Below are 18,341 nucleotides of genomic sequence, written 5' to 3'. Positions count from 1 at the left end.
GAAGATTGGCTACAGATGGAGCTTCCGTGACGGCACTGGTCATCGGCGTTGACGGCGGCGGGACGAGCACGCGCTGCGTGGTGGCGACCGTCACCGGGGAGGTCGCCGGACGGGGATACGGCGGGGGATCCAACATCCTGTCGGCCGCCGACCCGGGCGGCAGCCTGCGCGGGGCGCTGCTGGCCGCGCTCGCGGGGCTCGACCCCCGCGAGGTGACGGCCGGCGTGTTCGGCCTGGCCGGCGGGGACTCGGCGCGCGAGCGGACCGAGGCCGTCACCGCGGAGGCGTGGCGGGCCGCCGGCCTGCCCGGACGGCCCTCGGTGGTCTCCGACGCGCTCGTCGCCTTCGCCGGGGCGACCGCGGAGGCGTCCGGCGCGGTCCTGATCGCCGGGACCGGCGCGGTGGCCGCCCGGATCGACGACCGGCGCGTCACCGGCCGGGCCGACGGGTACGGCTGGCTGCTCGGCGACGAGGGCTCGGGGACGTGGATCGGGCGGCGCGCCGTACAGGCGGTGCTGGCCTCGGTCGACGGGCGGGCGGCGCCCACCGCGCTGCTGGGCTGCTTCGCCGGCGACGCGCCGGAGGGGCCGGGACCGACGGGATCACCGGAGAAGGCCGGACCGGGGCCGGGATCGGCTGAGCCGGTGCCGTCCGCGCAGGAGATCGTGCGGCGGGTCCACGCCGGGATCGCCGAGTCCGGCCCGGCGTGGCTCGCGCGTCTGGCGCCGGCCGTGGAGGAGGCCGCCCGGAACGGCGACGCCGCGGCCACGGCGATCCTGGACGAGGCCGCCCGGCGGCTGACCGCCACCGCGGGGGCGCTGGGCCCCTTCTCGGGCCCGCTGGTGCTGGCCGGATCGCTGCTCACCGAGCCCACGCTGCTCGCCGGGAAGGTGCGCGCCGGACTGACCGGAACCGTGGTCACCGCCCGCGACAGCGCCGCCGGAGCCGCCGCCCTCGCGCTGCACGCGGCCGCTCCGGGCGCCGTCCCCGACCCGCTCGCCGCCCACCGCCGCCTGATCGGCTGAGCCTTCCGGGGACCTCGGCGGGGCGGGGCCCGCCTCACCGCCGCCGTCCGCCACCGCCACCGTGCCGTCACCGCGCCGTCCCGCCGGCACACCGCCGCCGTCCCGCCGCCGTCACTCCGCGGCGCGGGCAGCCAGTAGGGTCATCCGATGACCAACGCTCCTCGTCTCTCACGTCCCTTCCGGCTGATCGTCTCGGGGGGAGGCACGGGCGGACACACGTATCCGGCCCTGACCGCGATCCGCACGCTGCGGGACCGTCTCGCGGCGGACGGCGGATCGCTGGACGTCCTGTGGATCGGCACCGGGGAGGGGCTGGAGGCACGGGTCGCTCCGGCCGAGGGGATCGCGTTCACGACGGTCGCCACGGGCAAGATCCGCCGGTCGAGCAATCCGCTGAAGCTGCTGTCCCCGGCGAACATCCGGGACATGGCGCGCGTGCCGCTCGGAGTCATGCAGGCCAGGAGGGTGATCGCGGGCTTCCAGCCGGACGTCGTCCTGGCGACCGGGGGGTACGTCGCGGTCCCGGCGGGCCTGGCGGCCCGCATGTGCCGGCGGCCGCTGGTGCTGCACGAGCAGACGGTGCGGCTGGGACTGGCCAACCGCAGGCTCGCGCGGCGGGCGACGCGCATCGCCCTGTCATCGGACTCGTCGCTGCCGCTGCTGCCGGAGGGGGTGCGCGCCCTCGGGGTCGTCACGGGCAACCCGGTCCGTCCCGAGGTGCTGTCGGGGGACGCGGGCAGGGCGGTCGGGGCGCTGGGACTGCGGGGCTTCGACCGGCGCCTGCCGACCGTGTACGTCACGGGCGGCGCCCAGGGCTCCCAGCAGATCAACGACGTGGTCCGTGACGCGCTGCCGTGGCTGCTGCAGCGGGCGAACGTGATCCATCAATGCGGTTCCGCGCACGTCGACGCGCTGCGGCGGAGCGCGGCGGCCCTTCCTCCGGAGGCGGCCGGCCGCTACCACCTGACCGGGTTCGTCGGACCGGAGCTGCCGGACGTGCTGGCCCTGGCCGACCTGGTGATCTCCCGCAGCGGCGCCGGGACGCTGGCCGAACTGACCGCGCTCGGCAAGCCGGCGGTGTTCGTCCCGCTCGCGACGTCGGCCGGTAACGAGCAGGCGCACAACGCCCGACACCTGGAGGACGCCGGGGCCGCGGTGGCGTTGACCGGTGAGGTCACGGCGGCCGCCCTGCGCGAGGCGGTGGGCCCGCTCCTGACCGACCCGGCCCGGCGGGCGGCGATGGCACGGCGGGCCAGGACGCACGGGAGGCCGGACGCGGCGGACAGGCTGGTGGACGTGATCCTGTCCGCCGCGTCCGTCTGACCCGCGCGAAGCGGCGCGGGAGACACCGGCCGCGCGGGAACCTCTCCGGGCCGGCGGGGGTATCTGAGGCATGAAGCGAATACTGATCGTCGCGGCGCTGCTCCTCGCGCCCGTGCCGGCGTTCGCGGCCCCCGCCCGCGCGGGCGGCTGGGCCGTCACCTACCTGGACCCGGTCCCCGAGGACATCCGCCCGCAGGCCTCCTACGTGATGGGGCTCTGGATGCTCCAGCACGGCACCCATCCCTACGAGGGCGCGAATCTGGGCGAGGTCGGGCTGAGGTTCACCCAGGGGAGGAAGAGCATCGACTTCCCCGGGGTGGAGCTGCGGGAGCCGGCCCACTACGCGGTGGCGGTGTCCCTGCCGCGCGGCACCTGGAAGGTGGAGGCCGTCCAGGGCTGGTTCTCCCCCTATGAGATCGGCACCGTCACCGTTCCGGGGAGCCTGAAGGTCAGGCCGGTCCCCGCCGACCTCCGGCGGGCCATCGACAGCCAGGAGCCGCAGGAGGATCACTGGGGGGACATCCGCCCGCCGGGGATCCCGCCGTCCGGGATCGCCCCGCCCGCCCGCTCCACCGGCGGCCCCGCCACCCCGTCCGCCTCTCCCGCGGCGGCGCCGCCCGGCCGGACCGCGGGGGCGTCCGGCACCGGTGACGCCGGGGCCGCGGTGACCACCGCGTCCGTCGAGTCCGGCGCGGAGTCCGGGTCCGGGTGGCCGGCGCCGTACGGCGTGGCCGTCGCGGCGGGGCTGGCCCTTCTCGGCGGCGCGGTGCTGGTCCGCCGCGGGCGGGCGCGGCGGCGCTGATCCACCGCGCCGGCCGCACGGCCGGGCCCCGAGGCGCCGGCCCACCGTTCCCGCCGCACGACCGGGAACGGCGACGCCGGCCCTCCGTGCCCGGCCGTACGGCCAGAACGGCCTTTTGCGCCCGGCCGTACGACCCGGAACGGCGGCGCCGATCCTCCGTGCCCGGCGACGCTGACGGGCACGGAGGCGTCTCGCGGCGTCCCCCCGGGGTCCCCTCGGGGACCCCGGCCGGGGCTCAGTGCACGCGGCGGACGTCGCTCGGCGCGCTCTGCCGGCTGACCCGGTCGACGGCCGTGACGTAGTAGTGGGCGTTCCGGCCGCCCTCGGCGTCCACCCAGCTCACCTGCTTGCCGGTGGCCGGGACGAGCGCGACCAGGTTGCGGGCGTCGTCGAAGTCCCCGGGCCGGGCCGGGCGGTCGAGCCGGAAGATCGCGTACTGGAACGGCACCCGGTGGCCCCTGGCCTGGATGCGCAGCTCGACGCCGTCGGCCTCCTCCTTGGCCCAGACGAGCACCGGGCGCTCCGGGGCCCTGCCGTGCGCGAGCCTGGGCAGCAGCGGGGGAAGCGCGGGGCGGGTGTAGTGGGCGGCCACGGTCTGGGTGATCGAGCCGATCCGGTCCTCGCGCACGTCGGCGGAGTTGTACCAGATGTCGCCGCCCACCTCGGGGTGGCTGCGGTTCAGGGTCAGGTGGTTGGAGAGCTCGTCAGGGCGGAACCACTCGGCCGGCTGGCCGGCGGCGCCCGCCTTGTAGGCCGCCTGGCCGATCCACAGCTCGGTGCCGGTGCCCGCGGCCACGTCGGACCACCAGGGGACGAGCTTGGCGTAGTCGGCGTTCGACTGGCCGATGTACCAGTAGATCTGCGGGGCGATGTAGTCGAGCCAGCCCTTCTTGACCCAGCCGCGGGTGTCGGCGTGCAGGTTGTCGTAGGACTGCCCGCCGGCCGTGTCCGAGCCCAGCGGGTCGGTGGACCTGTTACGCCAGATGCCCGAGGGGCTGATGCCCCAGGCGACCTCGGGCTTGGCGCTCAGCACGCGCTTCTGCATCTCCGAGACCAGCAGGTCGACGTTGTTGCGCCGCCAGGCCGCCAGGTCGGGGAAGCCCTGGCCGTACTTCGCGAAGGCGGCGGCGTCGTCGAAGGCGGTGGTGTTGACCGGGTAGAAGTAGTCGTCGAAGTGCAGGCCGTCGATGTCGTAGCGGGTGACCGCGTCCATCATGGCGTCCTGCACGAACGCGCGGACCTCGGGCAGGCCGGGGTTGTAGTAGAGCTTGCCGCCGTAGGGGATGATCCAGTCGGGGTGCTTGCGGCCCGGGTGGTCGGGGTGGAGCTTGGCCGGGTCGGCCTGCATCGACACCCGGTAGGGGTTGAACCACGCGTGGAAGGTCAGGCCGCGCCGGTGGGTCTCCTCCACCAGGAAGGCCAGCGGGTCGTAGCCGGGGTCCTGCCCCTGGGTCCCGGTCAGGTACTGCGACCACGGCTCGTACGGCGAGGGCCAGAAGGCGTCGGCCGTCGGCCGGATCTGCACGAACACCGAGTTGAGCTTGCGGGCCTGGGCCAGGTCCAGCCAGGCGAGGTACTCGGCCTTCTGCTGCTCGACGGTCAGCCCGGGCTTGGACGGCCAGTTGATGTTGACCACCGAGGCGATCCACATGCCGCGCATCTGACGCAGCGGCGGGACGTACCCGCCGGGGGCGGAGGCGGCGGACGCGGAGGAGGCGAAGGCGGGCAGGGGCGCGGCGCTCGCCGCGGCGGCGGCGAGCGCGAGGCCGCGCAGGACGGTGCGTCGGGTGGGTGAGCTCATGCGGACTCCAAGGGGGTGTTCGCCCGTGACCCGCTTCGGCCGGATCGCGGCGGGCGGGTCACGGAGCCGCACCTCACGGGCCCGCTGCCGCCGCCGACGCCCTCGGCCGGACACGGGGTCGATCGCGGGGGTCTCGACGGCGAGGATGGCAGAAATCTACTTTTGAAGCAATGAAGATGAAAGAAAGTGTCATGGATGTGTAACCTGCCCAGGACGCCCGGTGAGTCCCGGTGAGAAGGTGGCGATGAGCGAGAACATGTCCGGCAGCACGTCCCCCGGTGGTCGCGGCCGGCCCGGCGGGTCCTCCGGCGACCCCGGCCTGGCCCGGATGGCCATGACGGTGCTCCAGCCCGGCTTCGACGGCACCGAGCCGCCCGAGTGGCTGCGGCGGGCGCTCGGTGAGGGCCTCGGCGGCGCCGTGCTCTTCGCCCGCAACATCACCGGCCCGGCGCAGACCGCCGAACTGGTCGCCGCCCTGCGGCGGGAGAACCCGGACGTGGTCGTCGCGGTCGACGAGGAGGGCGGTGCGGTCACCCGCCTGGAGGCGGCGGCCGGCAGCTCCTGGCCGGGCAACCTCGCGCTCGGCGTGGCCGACGACGCCGACCGTACCGAGCGGGTCGCCCGGGGCATCGGCCGCATGCTCGGCGCGGCCGAGATCACCCTGGACTACGCCCCCGACGCCGACGTCAACGCCGACCCGCGCAACCCGGTGATCGGCATCCGCTCCTTCGGCGGCGACCCCGCGCTGGTCTCCCGGCACACCGCGGCCTGGGTCAGGGGCATGCAGGGCGCGGGGGTGGCCGCCTGCGCCAAGCACTTCCCCGGCCACGGAGACACCGTCACCGACTCCCACCTGGCGCTGCCCACCGTGCACGCCTCCCTCGACCTGCTGCGCGAGCGGGACCTGCCGCCGTTCCGGGCGGCCATCGAGAGCGGCGTCCGGGCCGTCATGTGCGGTCACCTGCTGGTGCCCGCCCTCGACCCCGACCGTCCCGCCACGCTCAGCCCCCGGATCCTGACCGGGCTGCTCCGCGAGGAGCTGGGCTTCGACGGCATGCTGGTCACCGACGCGATCGAGATGGGCGCCGTGGCGGCCCTGTACCCGCCCGGCGAGCTCGCCGTCCGCGCCCTGGCCGCCGGGGCCGACGCGATCTGCGTGGGCACCTCCTCCCCCGGTGGGGAGAGCGTCTTCGCGATGCGCGACGCGATCGTGGCGGCCGTCCGCCGCGGCGAGCTGCCCGAGGAGCGACTGGCCGAGGCCGCGGCGCGCGTGCTGGACCTGGCGGCCTGGCACGCCGCGAACGCCGCCGCCCGCGCCAAGGTGGCCGGGGAGCGAGAGGAGGCCTCCGGTGACCTCGGGACAGGCTCCGGGGAGCTGGGGATGGAGGCCGCCCGCGCCGCCCTGCGGGTCACCGTACGGGACGCCCGCCTCGCGCCCGCGCTCCCGCTCACCCGCCCGCCGCTGGTCGTGGACATCGCCCCGCGGCTCAACCTCGCGGTGGCCCCCGGCACGCCCACCGGCATCTTCGGCGCCATGACCGAGCTGATGCCGGGCACCGCCGGGCACACCGTCACCCCCGACTCCCCCGAGCTGCCCGAACTCGGTGAGGGCGGCGAGGAGGGCCGCCCGCTCGTGCTGGTGACGCACGACGCCCACCGCCAGCCGTGGGCGGCCGAGATCCTGGCCCGCGCCGTACGGCTGCGCCCCGACGCGATCGTGGTCGAGACCGGCGTGCCCGGAGAGCCCACCGGCGCCGTCCACATCGCGACCCACGGTATTTCCCGGGTTTCAGCCCGGATCGTCGCTCTCCAGCTGACCTGCGGACAATAGGCTTGATCCCGACAGGAGAGGCGAGCCGGGCGGTGACCTCCGGCCTGAGAACCGGGTCTCCACGCTGGAGGTAATCGATGAACGACCATGACGACCCCACACCGGGGAACCTGGTGGCCACGGTGCGGGCCGTCCTGCCGTCGCTGACGCCGGCCGCCCAGGCCATCGCCCGCCTCATCCTCGACGACCCCGGCATGGTCGCACGCAGCACCATCACCGAGTTCAGCGCGGTCTCCGGGACGAGCGAGGCCACGATCGTGCGCACCGCCCGCGCCCTGGGCTTCGCCGGCTACTCCCAGCTCCGCTTCGCGCTGGCCGCCGCGGTGGCCAGGGAGGAGCCCGAGCGGCTCGTCCCCGGCGACCTGGGGCCCGACGACCCGCTCACCGACGTGATCGCCAAGGTGGCCAGGGCCGAGTCCGAGGCGCTGGCCGACACCTCGGCCCAGCTGAACCCCGACCGGCTGGGCGCGGTGATCGAGGCCGTCGCCGCGGCCCGCCGGGTGGACGTCTACGGCGTGGGCGCCTCCGGGCTCGTCGCGATCGACATGGAGCAGAAGCTGATGCGCATCGGCCTGTCCGGCCACGCGTTCACCGACTCCCACCTCGCGCTGACCAGCGCGGCCCTGCTCCGCCCGCAGGACGTGGCGGTGGGGGTGAGCACCTCCGGGGAGACGCCGGACGTGCTGGCGCCGATGCGGGTGGCGCACAAGGCGGGCGCGGCCACGGTCGCGATCACCAACAACCCGCGCTCGTCGCTGGCGGAGCTGGCCGACCACGTCCTGGTCTCGGCGGGCCGGGAGACCGCGTTCCGGCCCGGCGCGCTGGCCAGCCGGATCAGCCAGCTGTTGATCGTCGACTGCATCTTCGTCGGCATCGCCCAGCGCACCTTCGAGACCTCGGAGGCGGCGCTGCGGGCGACCCGCGAGGTGGTGGACGAGTACGTCGCCGACACCCGCCGCCGCAACAGGTAGCGGATACGGCCGCCCGGGCCTCGGCGTGCGCGCCGGGGCCCTCGTGCGTGAGGCGTGGAGCGGGCATGTCCGAGAAGGATTTCCGGGGCACCGTGTTCTCACGGCGAGCACGTCGCGGCGCGCCACCGGAAATCATCACGGAGGCATAACGGAGACGCCCGTCGCATTTCTCGCGGCGAGCGTGAGGTGAATCCGGTTATTCGATCTGATTTATCGTCTTATAAAGGAAATCAGCACCGCTCTCGGTGCCAGGGTGATTTCCGATTGGTGCATTGTCCCGGTAGAAACGGCCGTCCCGCCTGGGACGCCGGAAACCCCGGGAACCGCCGGAGCCCGCACGCCCCGGCAGGGGGGCGGGCGGGCCGATCGGGCGGGCCGCCGGGGCCGGACGTGCGGTTCCGGTCCCGGCGGGGTTCAGGCGGGCGTCAGTACCGGCGTCAGTACTGAACCTTCAGGGTGGCTCCGCTGAAGGTCTGCGCCGCGTGGAGGCTGATGTAGACGTAGCCGGCGGGCGGGTTGTTGACGGTCAGGGTCTCGGCGTTGCCCGCGTTGGCGGACCGGGCCGTGTAGTTCGCGGTGGTGGCCCAGGAGGCGGGGCTGTAGTAGAGGTCGGCGTTCCCGGTGCCCCCGGAGGAGGTGATGGTCAGCTTCGCGGTGCCCGCGGGGACGTTGAGGTAGAAGTAGGCGTAGTCGCCGGCGGTCGCCGAGACGTTGCTGCGCTGGCAGTTCCTGCCCAGCTCGTCGGTCCGGGAGGCGGTGCACTCCGGGGTGCTGCTTCCGCCGGTGGTCACCGTGACCTGCTGCGTGCTCGTCCCGGTGGCGCCCGCGTTGTCGGTGACGGTGAGCTTCACCGGGTAGGTGCCCGCGGCGGCGTAGGTGTGCGAGGGGTTGGCCGAGGTCGCCGTCGTCCCGTCACCGAACTCCCAGCGGCGGGAGGCGATGGTCCCGTCGGGGTCGGAGGAGGTGTCGGTGAAGTTCACGGCGAGGCCGGTGGCGGTGAAGGTGAAGCTCGCGCTCGGCGTCTGGTTGCCGCTGCCGCCGCCCGCGCAGGAGCCGGACGCGCAGGCCGCCAGCCACGTCTGCCAGTCGCTGTCGTAGCGGCTGCCGATGGTGCCGGTCAGGAAGGTGCGGGCGGCGTTCCAGTTGCCGGTGCGGTAGTAGCCGAGGACGGTGGTGACGTCGGCGGGGTGCCTTTCGAACATGTACCGCACGGCGAGGTAGCCCCAGCGGTAGATGCGGGTGGTGTCGTGGGAGTAGGTGGTGTTCCACAGCGTGCTGAGCGCGTAGGTGCGCCTGGCCGCCTCGGTGATCGCGGCGTCGTAGACGACCCCGCGGTAGGAGTAGGAGACGTACTCGGCGAAGCCCTCGATCCACCAGATGGTCGGCGTGGTGACATTGGCGTTGAAGTCGCCGTACATGTCGAACCGGCCGTCGAGGTAGTGGGTGTACTCGTGGTTGAGGTTCCAGATCTCGAAGGCGGGCCGCACCCATTCGGCCTCGTAGGCGATGAACCTCGGCTGGTTGCCTGCGGCGGACGGGTCGCCCTCCAGGTACATGCCGCCGTTGTTGGTGTCGATGCCGAACATCGCGCCGGCGTAGGTCTGGTAGTCGGTGCTGGAGTCGAAGACGCAGACCTCGATGGTGGTGTTGTTGTCGCCGGAGACCGGGCGGTTGCCGTCCTTGACGAGGTTGTGGAAGTAGGCGTCCTGGCTGGTGAGGCTGCGGCAGCTGTCGGCGAGCTGGGTGGACGTCATGTCCTGGGCCCGGATCTTGATGCTGGAGCTGCAGGTGTAGTTGATGGTCAGGACGTTGACCGCCAGGGTCTGCGCCAGGTTGCAGGTGCCGTAGGAGGAGCAGTTGGCCTTGTCGTAGGAGTCGGTCATCTCGGCCACGCCGACCCAGAGCGGGGCGGTGGGGCCGGTGATCCGGCTGCGGGAGAGCAGGTCCTTGGCCATCGGCCGGACCTTGGCCTGCAGGGCGGTGTGCTGCAGGAAGCGGCCGAGCTCGCGGCCGGCGTTGGAGGTGAGGTAGCTGCGGTCGGTGCCGAGCAGGGAGAGGTGGCTCGTCGCGAAGGCGTTGAGGGTGTCCAGGACGCTCGGGTCGGCCTGGACCGCGGTGACGAACGCCGGGACCTGGTGGCCGCGGAAGAGCACCGTGTAGACGTTGTTGACCGCGTTGAGCATCCACCAGTGGGCGTCGTAGGAGCTGTCGTAGCCGTTGAGCAGGCGCTTGATGACCCCGAGGTAGCGGTCGTTCTGCTGGGCGCTGTCGATCAGGGTGACCGCCTCGGCGAGGACCTCGCCGTTGGCGTCGCTGACCGTGAAGGCCCTGGAGTTGCCGAAGAAGCCGTCGAGGCCGGAGCGGATGGCGGTCTGCAGCGTGGGGCCGTAGGTGCCCACGGTGGCGGAGTCGTACCACTGCACGTAGTAGCCGGCGCGCAGGTACAGCACGAGCTGGGCGGTGCCGGTGCTGTTGTCACTGGGGTAGTTGACGGCGTTGTCGCGCAGCGCGTACGCGACGCTGGCCATCTGCGACTCGCGGAAGGCGTAGTAGGCGTCACCGCCGGTCAGGCTGAACAGCGTGTTGACGCAGTCGGTGGTCGAGGACTTGATCTGCTGGACGAGGGCGCTGCCGGATCTGCTGGTGAAGTCGCTCGCGTTGCACGCCGCCGCGGCTGCCGCCGTCTTCGACGACTTCGCCGAGGGGCGCGGATGCTCCGACGTGCGGGCGGGCTTGTCGACGGTGCGCCGCAGCGCGTCGTCCGACGCGGGCCGCGGAGGGCGTGCCTCGACCTTCCGTGAGGACGCGTCCGCGTGCCGGGCGTCGTCGGCCGCGTCCACGCCGACGGGCGGGGGCTTGTCGACGGTGCGGGGGGCGGGGGCGGCGATCGCGGGAACCGGGGCCGCGGCGGAGGCGGGGGACGCCGCCAGCGGCTGGAGGACGATTCCCAGGGCGAACACGGGTGTGAGGAGCGACCGCAGACGCTTCCCGAGTTCGCCGGGGGGTGGTTTGATCGACAACTGAACCTCCGGGGGGGTGTTCACGAGGGCGCGCGAGATCGGCTCGGTCAGCCGGGGCGAGGTGGTGAGGGGCAGGCGGCCCACGGGGTCGGGGGGGTCGCCGTCCTTTCGGGGGGTTCCGCTCCCGGAAGGGACCGGGGAGCACGTCTCCCGTGGCCTCGTGACCGGGCGCGGGCCGTCGCCGCAGGACGGCGTCGGCTCCCCGCTATGGGGTCCCGCGTCCCGGTGCATTCACCGGTTCGCGCGCTTATGTCGCAGTTTGCTTGGGAAGTTCATGCGATGGTCATCAGCCGTCACATAATTCTTGGCTATGGAGCTCGACATCAGGCATCTCCGTACGATCTGTGCGATAGCGGAGATGGGAAGCGTCACCCGCGCCGCCGCCCGGCTGGGCCTGTCCCAGCCGGCCATGACCAACCAGCTACGCCGGGTCGAGGAGATCGTCGGCGGGGCGCTGTTCGTGCGCAGCCACTCCGGGGTGCAGCCGACCCCGCTGGGCTGGCAGGTCGTCGCCCGCGCCCGCATCGTGCTGACGGAGGTGGACGCGCTCTTCGGCGACCTGCGCGTCCCCACCGCGGTGCAGACCCTCCGGCTGGGCTGCGCGCACCTGTCCTGCGTGGGGAGCATCGTCGACCGGATCGGTGAGCGGCTTCCCGGGCACGAGATCTCGCTGCGCATCGAACCCTCGGCGACGGTGCTGGCCACGGCGCTCGCGCAGGGGCAGCTCGACGTGGCGCTGCTCGGCATCGTCGAGGGGTTCGACGTCACGCTGACCGCGCCGGTCACCGGCCGTACGCTCGTCCCCCGGTATCCGATATTCGTCGCCCTGTCGGCGGACCACCGGCTGGCCGGACGGGAGGAGGTACGGCTCGCCGACCTGCGGGACGAGCACTGGATCAGCCCGCCGGGCGCCGACGACGGCTCGCTCGCCGCGCTGCGCGCCGCCTGCCGCGCGGCCGGGTTCGAGCCCGACGTGCGCTACGACGCCCCGAGCGGCGCGGGCCGGCCGCTGGTGGCGGCGGGCCTCGGGGTCCGCCTGGTCGATCCCACCTGGCCCGCCGCGCCCGGTACGGTCGTCCGCCCGCTCGCCGGTCAGCCGCAGACCGCCAAGCTGACCGTGGCCTGGCGCCGGGACCGGCTCGGCACCGAGCAGGCGGCGGAGCTGTACCGCGGCCTGGCCGACGCCTACACCGACCACGTGGACGACAACCCGCTGTTCCGGCGCTGGTGGGACGCCCATCCCGAGGTGCATCCGCTCATCTGACGGCCGGACCGGGGCCGTCCGGCCGGGGGCCGGAAGCCACCGGGCGGAGACCGGGGAAACCGCGGAACCGGAGGGCGGGAAAGCCGCCGGACGGGACCGGAGAGGTCGCGGATCCCGGGAGCGGGAAAGCCGCCGGTCGGGACCGGGGAAACGGAGGGAACACCGGGTCGGGCGAATTACGGATCGGTAACGCACTATTGCCGGTAATATTTCACATTACTATGTTACGTGTCACTCGCGCTCTCCCCCCACAACGACGTGGAGTGACACATGTCCGTGAAGACCACGGCGGCCCCCTGCCTTCTCGCGCTGGCGGTGCTGCTCGGCACGGCGGCCTGCGGCAGCGGCGGGACGCCCGCCGCCGGGCGTTCCGGGAACGGCTCTCAGCCCCCGGCCGGTGAGGCCACCAGGGGCGGGACGCTCACGATCCTGTCCAACCAGGACTTCTCCCACCTCGACCCGACCCGCAACTGGACGATGCCGGAGATGGACTTCGGCCTGCGCTACCTCTACCGCTCCCTCGTCACCTACAGGTCCGAGCCGGGACCGGCCAGCCTGCAGATCGTCCCGGACCTCGCCACCACCGTCGGCGAGATGTCCGACAGCGGCATGACCTGGACCTTCACCCTCAAGGACGGCCTCAAGTACGAGGACGGCTCCCCCATCGTGGCCGCCGACGTCAAGTACAACGTGGAGCGGTCCTTCGCCCCCGAGCTGCCCGGCGGACCCAACTACGCCCGCCTGGTCCTGACCGGCGGCGAGAAGTACCGGGGCCCCTACCGGGACGGCCCGCTGAAGTCGATCGAGACGCCCGACGACAAGACGATCGTCTTCCACCTCAACCGCCCCGTCGCCGAGTTCCCGTACTACGCCACCCTGCCGACCTTCGCGCCGGTGCCCCGGAGCAGGGATACCAAGGCGCGGTACGACAACCGCGTCTTCTCCTCGGGACCGTACAAGATCGACACCTACGACCGGGGCAAGCAGCTCGTGCTCAGCCGGAACGAGCACTGGGACCCCGCCACCGACCCGGTCCGCAAGGCGCTGCCGGACAAGGTCGTCGTCAGGCAGGGCCTGCGGCAGAGCGTGATCGTGGACCGGCTCATCGCCGACCAGGGCGAGGACCGGACCGCGGTCACCTACGCCGACGTCAACGGCGAGAGCTTCGCCAAGATCCTCACAAACCCCAAGGTCAAGGCGCGCTTCCACAACGAGATCCGGGGCTGCACCGACACCCTGGCCATGAACACCGCCAAGGCGCCCTTCGACGACCCGAGGTTCCGCCTGGCCCTGCAGTATGCGATCGACAAGGAGGCGTACCAGACCGTCAAGGGCGGACCGGCCGCCGGCACGGTCGCCACCGCCTACCTGCCGCCGTCGCTGTCCGCGGGCGTCCCGCAGGACACCCTGAAGATCCCGCCGACCGGTGACGTGGCGAAGGCCAAGGCGCTGATCGCCGAGTCCGGCGTGGCGACGCCGGTCAGGATCACGCTGTACGCCTCCACCGGCGACAAGGGGGCCGCCACCGCGATCCAGGAGTCGCTCAAGCGCGTCGGCGTCGAGACCGAGATCAGCACCTTCGACCCGTCGGTCTACTACGACACCATCGGCGACACCGCCAAGTTCGACGGGCTGGCCCTCTACGGCTGGTGCCAGGACTACCCGTCCGGATCCTCGTTCATCCCGATGCTCTTCGACGGCCGCACCATCACCGACAAGGGCAACAGCGGCAACGTGTCCCTGTTCCGGGACAAGGAGACCATGGACGGGATCGACGGGATCCGGGCCATGACCGACCTCAAGGCCGCCGACCGCGCCTGGGTCGGCCTGGACGCCGAGATCATGAAGAAGGCTCCGATGATCCCGCTGCTCTGGATCCGCAAGCCGCTGCTCACCGGCTCCAAGGTCGGCGGCGCGTTCGGCCACCTGATCTGGTCAGGCCAGTTCGACTACGCCACCCTCGGGATCAGGAAGTGACCACCGCCGCGCCGCAGGGGGTCGCGACGGCCGTCGCGGCCCCCGCCGTCCGGGGCCGCTCCCCCGGGCGCATCGCCTACGAGCGGCTCCGGCGCGACCCGGCCGCGCTCCTCGGCCTCGCCATCGTGACGGTCTTCGTCGTGGCGGCGCTCGCCGCCCCGCTGCTGACCGGGCTGAACGGCTGGCAGCCCGAGACCTTCGACAAGAACGCGATCGACCAGGCGCTCGGCGGGGTGCCCAAGGGCGACTTCGGCGGGATCGGCGCCGAGCACTGGCTCGGCGTCGAGCCGGGCAACGGGCGCGACGTCTTCAGCCGCGTCGTGTACGGCGCGCGGGTGTCGCTGCTGATCGCGGTCGCCGCGACGGCCGTCACCGTGCTCGCCGGCACCGCGGTCGGCCTGGTCGCCGGGTACCTCGGCGGCAGGGTCGACACCGTGCTCAGCCGGATCATGGACCTGGTGATGTCCTTCCCGAGCCTGATCTTCATGCTGGCCCTGCTGTCCATCGCGCCGGGCACCGACCGCGTGCTGCTGCTCGTGCTGATCATGAGCGTGTTCAGCTGGCCGTACGTGGGGCGCATCGTGCGCGGGCAGACGATGAGCGTCCGGCACCGGGAGTTCGTGGACGCCGCGCGGGTCAACGGAGCGATGGGACCGCACATCCTGCTGAGGGAGATCCTGCCCAACATCGCCGCGCCGATCCTCGTCTACACGACGCTGGCGATCCCGGCCAACATCGGCACCGAGGCCGCGCTGTCCTTCCTCGGCGTCGGCGTGCGGCCGCCCACCCCCTCGTGGGGTCAGATGATCGACAACGGGCTGCTCTGGTACCAGGTCGCGCCGACGTACTTCATGATCCCCTGCGTCTGCCTGTTCCTGACCGTGCTGGCCTTCACCCTGCTGGGCGACGCGCTGCGCGACGCCCTCGACCCGAAGGGAGGCGGCCGATGACCCGCTACCTGCTGCGGCGGCTCGCCGCGGTGGCGGGCGTGCTGCTCGTCATCTGCGCGGTGACCTTCGCCGTCTTCTACGTGCTGCCCTCCGACCCGGCCACCCACGCCTGCGGCAAGACCTGCACCCCGGAGCAGGTGGCGCTGGTGCGGACGCAGATGGGCCTGGACCGGCCGGTGTACGAGCAGTTCGGCGGCTACGTGGCCGGGATCTTCACCGGCCGGACGCTGGGCGACGGCCCGGCCGCGCTGGAGTGCTCGGTCCCCTGCTTCGGCTACTCCTACCAGAACGCGCTGCCCGTCTGGGACCTGCTGACCGACCGCCTGCCGGTGAGCGCCTCGCTGGCCCTCGGCTCGGCCGTGCTCTGGCTGGCCGGCGGCCTGGCCGTCGGGCTGGTCGCGGCCCTGCGCCGGGGGACCACGCTCGACCGCTCGCTCATGGCCGCCACGCTGGCCTCCGCATCCGCGCCGGTCTACTTCACCGCGATGATGCTGCTGCTGATCCTGGTCCAGCGGCTCGAATGGCTGCCCTACCCCGACTACCGGCCGTTCGCCGAGGGCCCGGCCGCCTGGGCGGGCAACCTGCTGCTGCCCTGGATGACGCTCGCCAGCCTGTACGCCGCCATGTACGCCCGGCTCACCCGGGCCTCGATGATCGAGACGATGGCGGAGCCGTACATCAGGACGGCCCGCGCCAAGGGCCTGTACGAGCGGACCGTCGTCACCAAGCACGGTCTGCGCTCGGCGCTCACCCCCATCGTGACGATCTTCGGCATGGACCTGGGCGGGCTGCTCGCCGGGGCCGTCATCACCGAGCACGTCTTCGGCCTGCCCGGCGTCGGCCAGCTCACCTACGACGCGATCTTCAAGGCCGACCAGCCCGTCGTGCTCGGCGTGACGCTGCTGGCGGCGTTCTTCATCACCCTGGCCAACCTCGGCGTGGACCTCGTCTACGCGGTGATCGACCCCCGTGTGAGGTACACGTGATCCTGCGAGTGAGAGACCTGCGGGTCGCCTTCCCCGCCGGGACCGCGGTGGACGGGATCGGCTTCGACCTGGACCGGGGCCGCACGCTCGGCGTCGTCGGCGAGTCCGGCTCCGGCAAGTCGGTGTCGTCGCTGGCCATCATGGGCCTGCACCGCGAGGCGGCCGTCTCCGGCTCGATCGTCTTCGACGGCGAGGAGCTGGTGGGCGCGCCCGCCTCCCGCCTCCGCGAGCTGCGCGGCCGGCGGATGGCGATGATCTTCCAGGATCCGCTGTCGTCCCTGCACCCCTTCTACACCGTCGGCGAGCAGATCGCCGAGGCGTACCGGCTGCACCTGCGCGTCCCACGCCGGGTGGCGCGGGAACGCGCGGTGGAGATGCTGGCCGAGGTGGGCATCCCCGAGCCGAGGCGCCGCGCGGGCGAGCACCCCCATCGTTTCTCCGGCGGCATGCGGCAGCGCGTGATGATCGCGATGGCCCTGTCCTGCGAGCCGGACCTGCTCATCGCCGACGAGCCCACCACCGCCCTGGACGTGACCGTGCAGGCGCAGATCCTCGAACTGATCGGGAGGATCCAGCGGGACCGCGGCATCGCCGTCATGATGATCACCCATGACCTGGGCGTCGTGGCGCGGGTCGCCGACGAGGTCCTGGTGATGTACGGCGGCCGCACCGTCGAGCACGCCCCGGTGCGGGAGATCTTCAGGTCTCCCCGGCACCCCTACACGCAGGGGCTGCTCGCCTCCGCTCCCCGTCTGCCGGCCGGAGGCGCGGAGGGCTCTCCGGATCCGGCGGCCGAGGGCTCTCCGGGCCCGGCGGGCGAGGGTACGGCGGGCGGGAGCGCGGCGGGCGGAGGCGTGCCGGGCGGAGGCGTGGCGGGACCGGCGGCCAAGGGGCGGCTGAGGGCCATCCCCGGCAGCCCGCCGTCGCTGCTCGCGCCGCCGTCCGGCTGCCGGTTCCATCCCCGCTGCGCCCGCTACGCCGCGACCCCCGACGACGCCTGCGTCACCGAGGCGCCCGAGCTCCGCGAGCTCCGCGAGCTCCATGGGATCCGTGAACTTCACGAGGTCCGTGCGGGCCGCGCGCTCCGGCTGGTGGACCCGGAAGGCTCCCCGGCCGGGCCGGTCCACCGTACGGCCTGCCACCTGGACGAAACCCCTGGAGGCCCGCGATGACCGGGACGTCGTCCGTCCGGCCGGCCGACGCGCCGGGCGCCGTACCCGACGCGGCGCCGGAGGCCGGGCCCCGGTCCACGCCGCTGCTGTCCGTGCGGGACCTGCGGATGACCTTCGGGAGGCGGAACGGGGTCAGGGCCGTGGACGGCGTCACCTTCGACGTGTGGCCGGGAGAGACCCTCGGCCTCGTCGGGGAGTCCGGTTGCGGCAAGTCCACCACCGGCCGGATGATCGTCCGGCTGCTGGAGCCGACCGGCGGCACCGTCGCCTTCGACGGCCACGACATCACCCGGCTCGGCCCGCGCGGCATGCGCCCGTTCCGCCGCGACATCCAGATGATCTTCCAGGATCCGTTCGCGTCACTGAACCCCCGCCAGACCGTCGAGCGGATCGTCTCCGGTCCGACGCGGCTGCTGGACCGGCGCGGCGTGATCGAGCTTCTGGAGATGGTCGGCCTGGGCGCCGAGCACGCCGACCGCTACCCGCACGAGTTCTCCGGCGGCCAGGCCCAGCGCGTCGGCATCGCCCGCGCGCTGGCGTCCCGGCCCAGGCTGATCGTCTGCGACGAGCCGGTCTCGGCGCTGGACGTGTCGATCCAGGCGCAGATCGTCAACCTGCTGGCCGACCTCCAGCGGGAGCTGGGCCTGGCGTACCTGTTCATCGCCCACGACCTGTCGGTGGTGCGGCACGTCTGCGACCGGGTCGCGGTGATGTATCTCGGCCGCGTCGTGGAGATCGGCTCACGCGACGCCGTCTACACCGCCCCGGCCCACCCCTACACCAGGGCGCTGCTGTCGGCCGTACCGGTCCCCGACCCGGAGGTGGAGCTCGCCCGCGAGCGGATCGTCCTGCCGGGCGACCCGCCCAGCCCCGCCGACCCGCCTCCGGGCTGCTCCTTCAACCCGCGCTGCGCCATGGCCCAGGACGTCTGCCGGACCGAGGCCCCTCCCCTCGAGGTCCACGGCCCGGGAGACGCGGAAGACGCGGCGGAGAGGAAGGCGGCCTGCCACTTCGCCGGCTGACGGCGCGCGTCTCCGTGCGTCCGGGGTCGCCGGGCGCACGGAGACGCGCGGGACCCAGAACGCGCGGGACCCAGAACGCGCGGGACCCAGAACGCGCGGGACCCAGAACGCGCGGGAGCGCGCGACCGCGATCGCGCGCTCCCGCCGGCCCGGTGCCCCGGCCGGTCATCATCCGGTCATCCGGGCCGGTCACCCGG

13 protein-coding genes are annotated in these 18,341 nt (G+C 73.1%); 11 read left to right on the top strand and 2 right to left on the bottom strand.

Features of this window, described 5'->3' with window-relative positions:
• Nucleotides 1–26: 26 nt before the first annotated feature.
• The 3 genes from ACZ6W9_RS20470 to ACZ6W9_RS20460 all read left to right on the top strand — a co-directional run bounded on the left by ACZ6W9_RS20470 (nt 27) and on the right by ACZ6W9_RS20460 (nt 3,150).
• Entirely contained in the window at nt 27–1,025 is a 999-nt protein-coding gene (locus tag ACZ6W9_RS20470) for an N-acetylglucosamine kinase (protein ID WP_389968085.1), read from the top strand.
• A 147-nt stretch (nt 1,026–1,172) separates the two neighbouring features.
• A complete protein-coding gene (locus ACZ6W9_RS20465; RefSeq protein ID WP_470119070.1) occupies nt 1,173–2,348 on the top strand; it encodes a UDP-N-acetylglucosamine--N-acetylmuramyl-(pentapeptide) pyrophosphoryl-undecaprenol N-acetylglucosamine transferase in 1,176 nt (391 codons plus the stop codon).
• Between the two features lie 70 nt (nt 2,349–2,418).
• On the top strand, nt 2,419–3,150 hold the full coding sequence (locus tag ACZ6W9_RS20460) for a hypothetical protein (protein ID WP_470119069.1): 732 nt from the start codon (nt 2,419–2,421) through the stop codon (nt 3,148–3,150).
• 235 nt (nt 3,151–3,385) lie between these two features.
• On the opposite strand, the gene ACZ6W9_RS20455 is transcribed toward ACZ6W9_RS20460, so the two are convergent.
• Nucleotides 3,386–4,951 (bottom strand): glycoside hydrolase family 10-like protein, encoded by a 1,566-nt coding sequence (locus tag ACZ6W9_RS20455; protein WP_389968079.1) that lies wholly within the window; start codon nt 4,949–4,951, stop codon nt 3,386–3,388.
• Between the two features lie 244 nt (nt 4,952–5,195).
• Here ACZ6W9_RS20455 and ACZ6W9_RS20450 point away from each other — a divergent pair, with 244 nt between their 5' ends.
• Together ACZ6W9_RS20450 and ACZ6W9_RS20445 are read left to right on the top strand one after the other, a co-directional pair.
• Nucleotides 5,196–6,782, top strand: a complete 1,587-nt coding sequence (locus tag ACZ6W9_RS20450; protein WP_389968077.1) for a glycoside hydrolase family 3 protein — start codon at nt 5,196–5,198, stop codon at nt 6,780–6,782.
• Between the two features lie 77 nt (nt 6,783–6,859).
• On the top strand, nt 6,860–7,753 hold the full coding sequence (locus tag ACZ6W9_RS20445) for a MurR/RpiR family transcriptional regulator (protein WP_389968075.1): 894 nt from the start codon (nt 6,860–6,862) through the stop codon (nt 7,751–7,753).
• A gap of 437 nt (nt 7,754–8,190) precedes the next feature.
• Here the strand turns inward: ACZ6W9_RS20445 and ACZ6W9_RS20440 are convergent, their stop codons facing one another.
• Entirely contained in the window at nt 8,191–10,773 is a 2,583-nt protein-coding gene (locus tag ACZ6W9_RS20440) for a collagenase (RefSeq protein WP_470119067.1), read from the bottom strand.
• A gap of 310 nt (nt 10,774–11,083) precedes the next feature.
• Between ACZ6W9_RS20440 and ACZ6W9_RS20435 the strand changes: the two genes are divergently transcribed.
• The 6 genes from ACZ6W9_RS20435 to ACZ6W9_RS20410 all read left to right on the top strand — a co-directional run bounded on the left by ACZ6W9_RS20435 (nt 11,084) and on the right by ACZ6W9_RS20410 (nt 18,144).
• Nucleotides 11,084–12,037 (top strand): LysR family transcriptional regulator, encoded by a 954-nt coding sequence (locus ACZ6W9_RS20435; RefSeq protein ID WP_389968059.1) that lies wholly within the window; start codon nt 11,084–11,086, stop codon nt 12,035–12,037.
• 270 nt (nt 12,038–12,307) lie between these two features.
• Nucleotides 12,308–14,014, top strand: a complete 1,707-nt coding sequence (locus tag ACZ6W9_RS20430) for an ABC transporter substrate-binding protein (RefSeq protein WP_362938440.1) — start codon at nt 12,308–12,310, stop codon at nt 14,012–14,014.
• Nucleotides 14,011–14,964, top strand: a complete 954-nt coding sequence (locus ACZ6W9_RS20425) for an ABC transporter permease (RefSeq protein WP_389968056.1) — start codon at nt 14,011–14,013, stop codon at nt 14,962–14,964. Before ACZ6W9_RS20430 ends, ACZ6W9_RS20425 begins: the two co-directional genes overlap by 4 nt.
• A complete protein-coding gene (locus ACZ6W9_RS20420) occupies nt 14,961–15,950 on the top strand; it encodes an ABC transporter permease (RefSeq protein WP_470119064.1) in 990 nt (329 codons plus the stop codon). The genes ACZ6W9_RS20425 and ACZ6W9_RS20420 overlap by 4 nt, the downstream gene beginning before the upstream one ends.
• The gene (locus ACZ6W9_RS20415; RefSeq protein WP_470119062.1) at nt 15,947–17,122 is read left to right on the top strand and encodes an ABC transporter ATP-binding protein; all 1,176 of its coding nucleotides are present in this window, start codon (nt 15,947–15,949) and stop codon (nt 17,120–17,122) included. Before ACZ6W9_RS20420 ends, ACZ6W9_RS20415 begins: the two co-directional genes overlap by 4 nt.
• Nucleotides 17,119–18,144, top strand: coding sequence for an ABC transporter ATP-binding protein (locus tag ACZ6W9_RS20410; protein ID WP_470119060.1), 1,026 nt, complete (start codon nt 17,119–17,121; stop codon nt 18,142–18,144). Before ACZ6W9_RS20415 ends, ACZ6W9_RS20410 begins: the two co-directional genes overlap by 4 nt.
• The last annotated feature ends 197 nt before the right edge of the window (nt 18,145–18,341 follow it).

The sequence above is a fragment of the Streptosporangium sp. NPDC053982 genome, assembly GCF_055585205.1.
Note: the sequence above shows the minus strand (reverse complement) of the source record. Positions and strands in the feature narration are given on the sequence as shown.

Bases quoted from the DNA above. Each gene is read 5' to 3' on its own strand.
- ACZ6W9_RS20465 (WP_470119070.1), top strand. From the start codon at position 1,173: ATGACCAACGCTCCTCGTCTCTCACGTCCCTTCCGGCTGATCGTCTCG.
- ACZ6W9_RS20460 (WP_470119069.1), top strand. From the start codon at position 2,419: ATGAAGCGAATACTGATCGTCGCGGCGCTGCTCCTCGCGCCCGTGCCG.
- ACZ6W9_RS20455 (WP_389968079.1), bottom strand. From the start codon at position 4,951: ATGAGCTCACCCACCCGACGCACCGTCCTGCGCGGCCTCGCGCTCGCC.
- ACZ6W9_RS20450 (WP_389968077.1), top strand. From the start codon at position 5,196: ATGAGCGAGAACATGTCCGGCAGCACGTCCCCCGGTGGTCGCGGCCGG.
- ACZ6W9_RS20445 (WP_389968075.1), top strand. From the start codon at position 6,860: ATGAACGACCATGACGACCCCACACCGGGGAACCTGGTGGCCACGGTG.
- ACZ6W9_RS20435 (WP_389968059.1), top strand. From the start codon at position 11,084: ATGGAGCTCGACATCAGGCATCTCCGTACGATCTGTGCGATAGCGGAG.
- ACZ6W9_RS20430 (WP_362938440.1), top strand. From the start codon at position 12,308: ATGTCCGTGAAGACCACGGCGGCCCCCTGCCTTCTCGCGCTGGCGGTG.
- ACZ6W9_RS20420 (WP_470119064.1), top strand. From the start codon at position 14,961: ATGACCCGCTACCTGCTGCGGCGGCTCGCCGCGGTGGCGGGCGTGCTG.
- ACZ6W9_RS20410 (WP_470119060.1), top strand. From the start codon at position 17,119: ATGACCGGGACGTCGTCCGTCCGGCCGGCCGACGCGCCGGGCGCCGTA.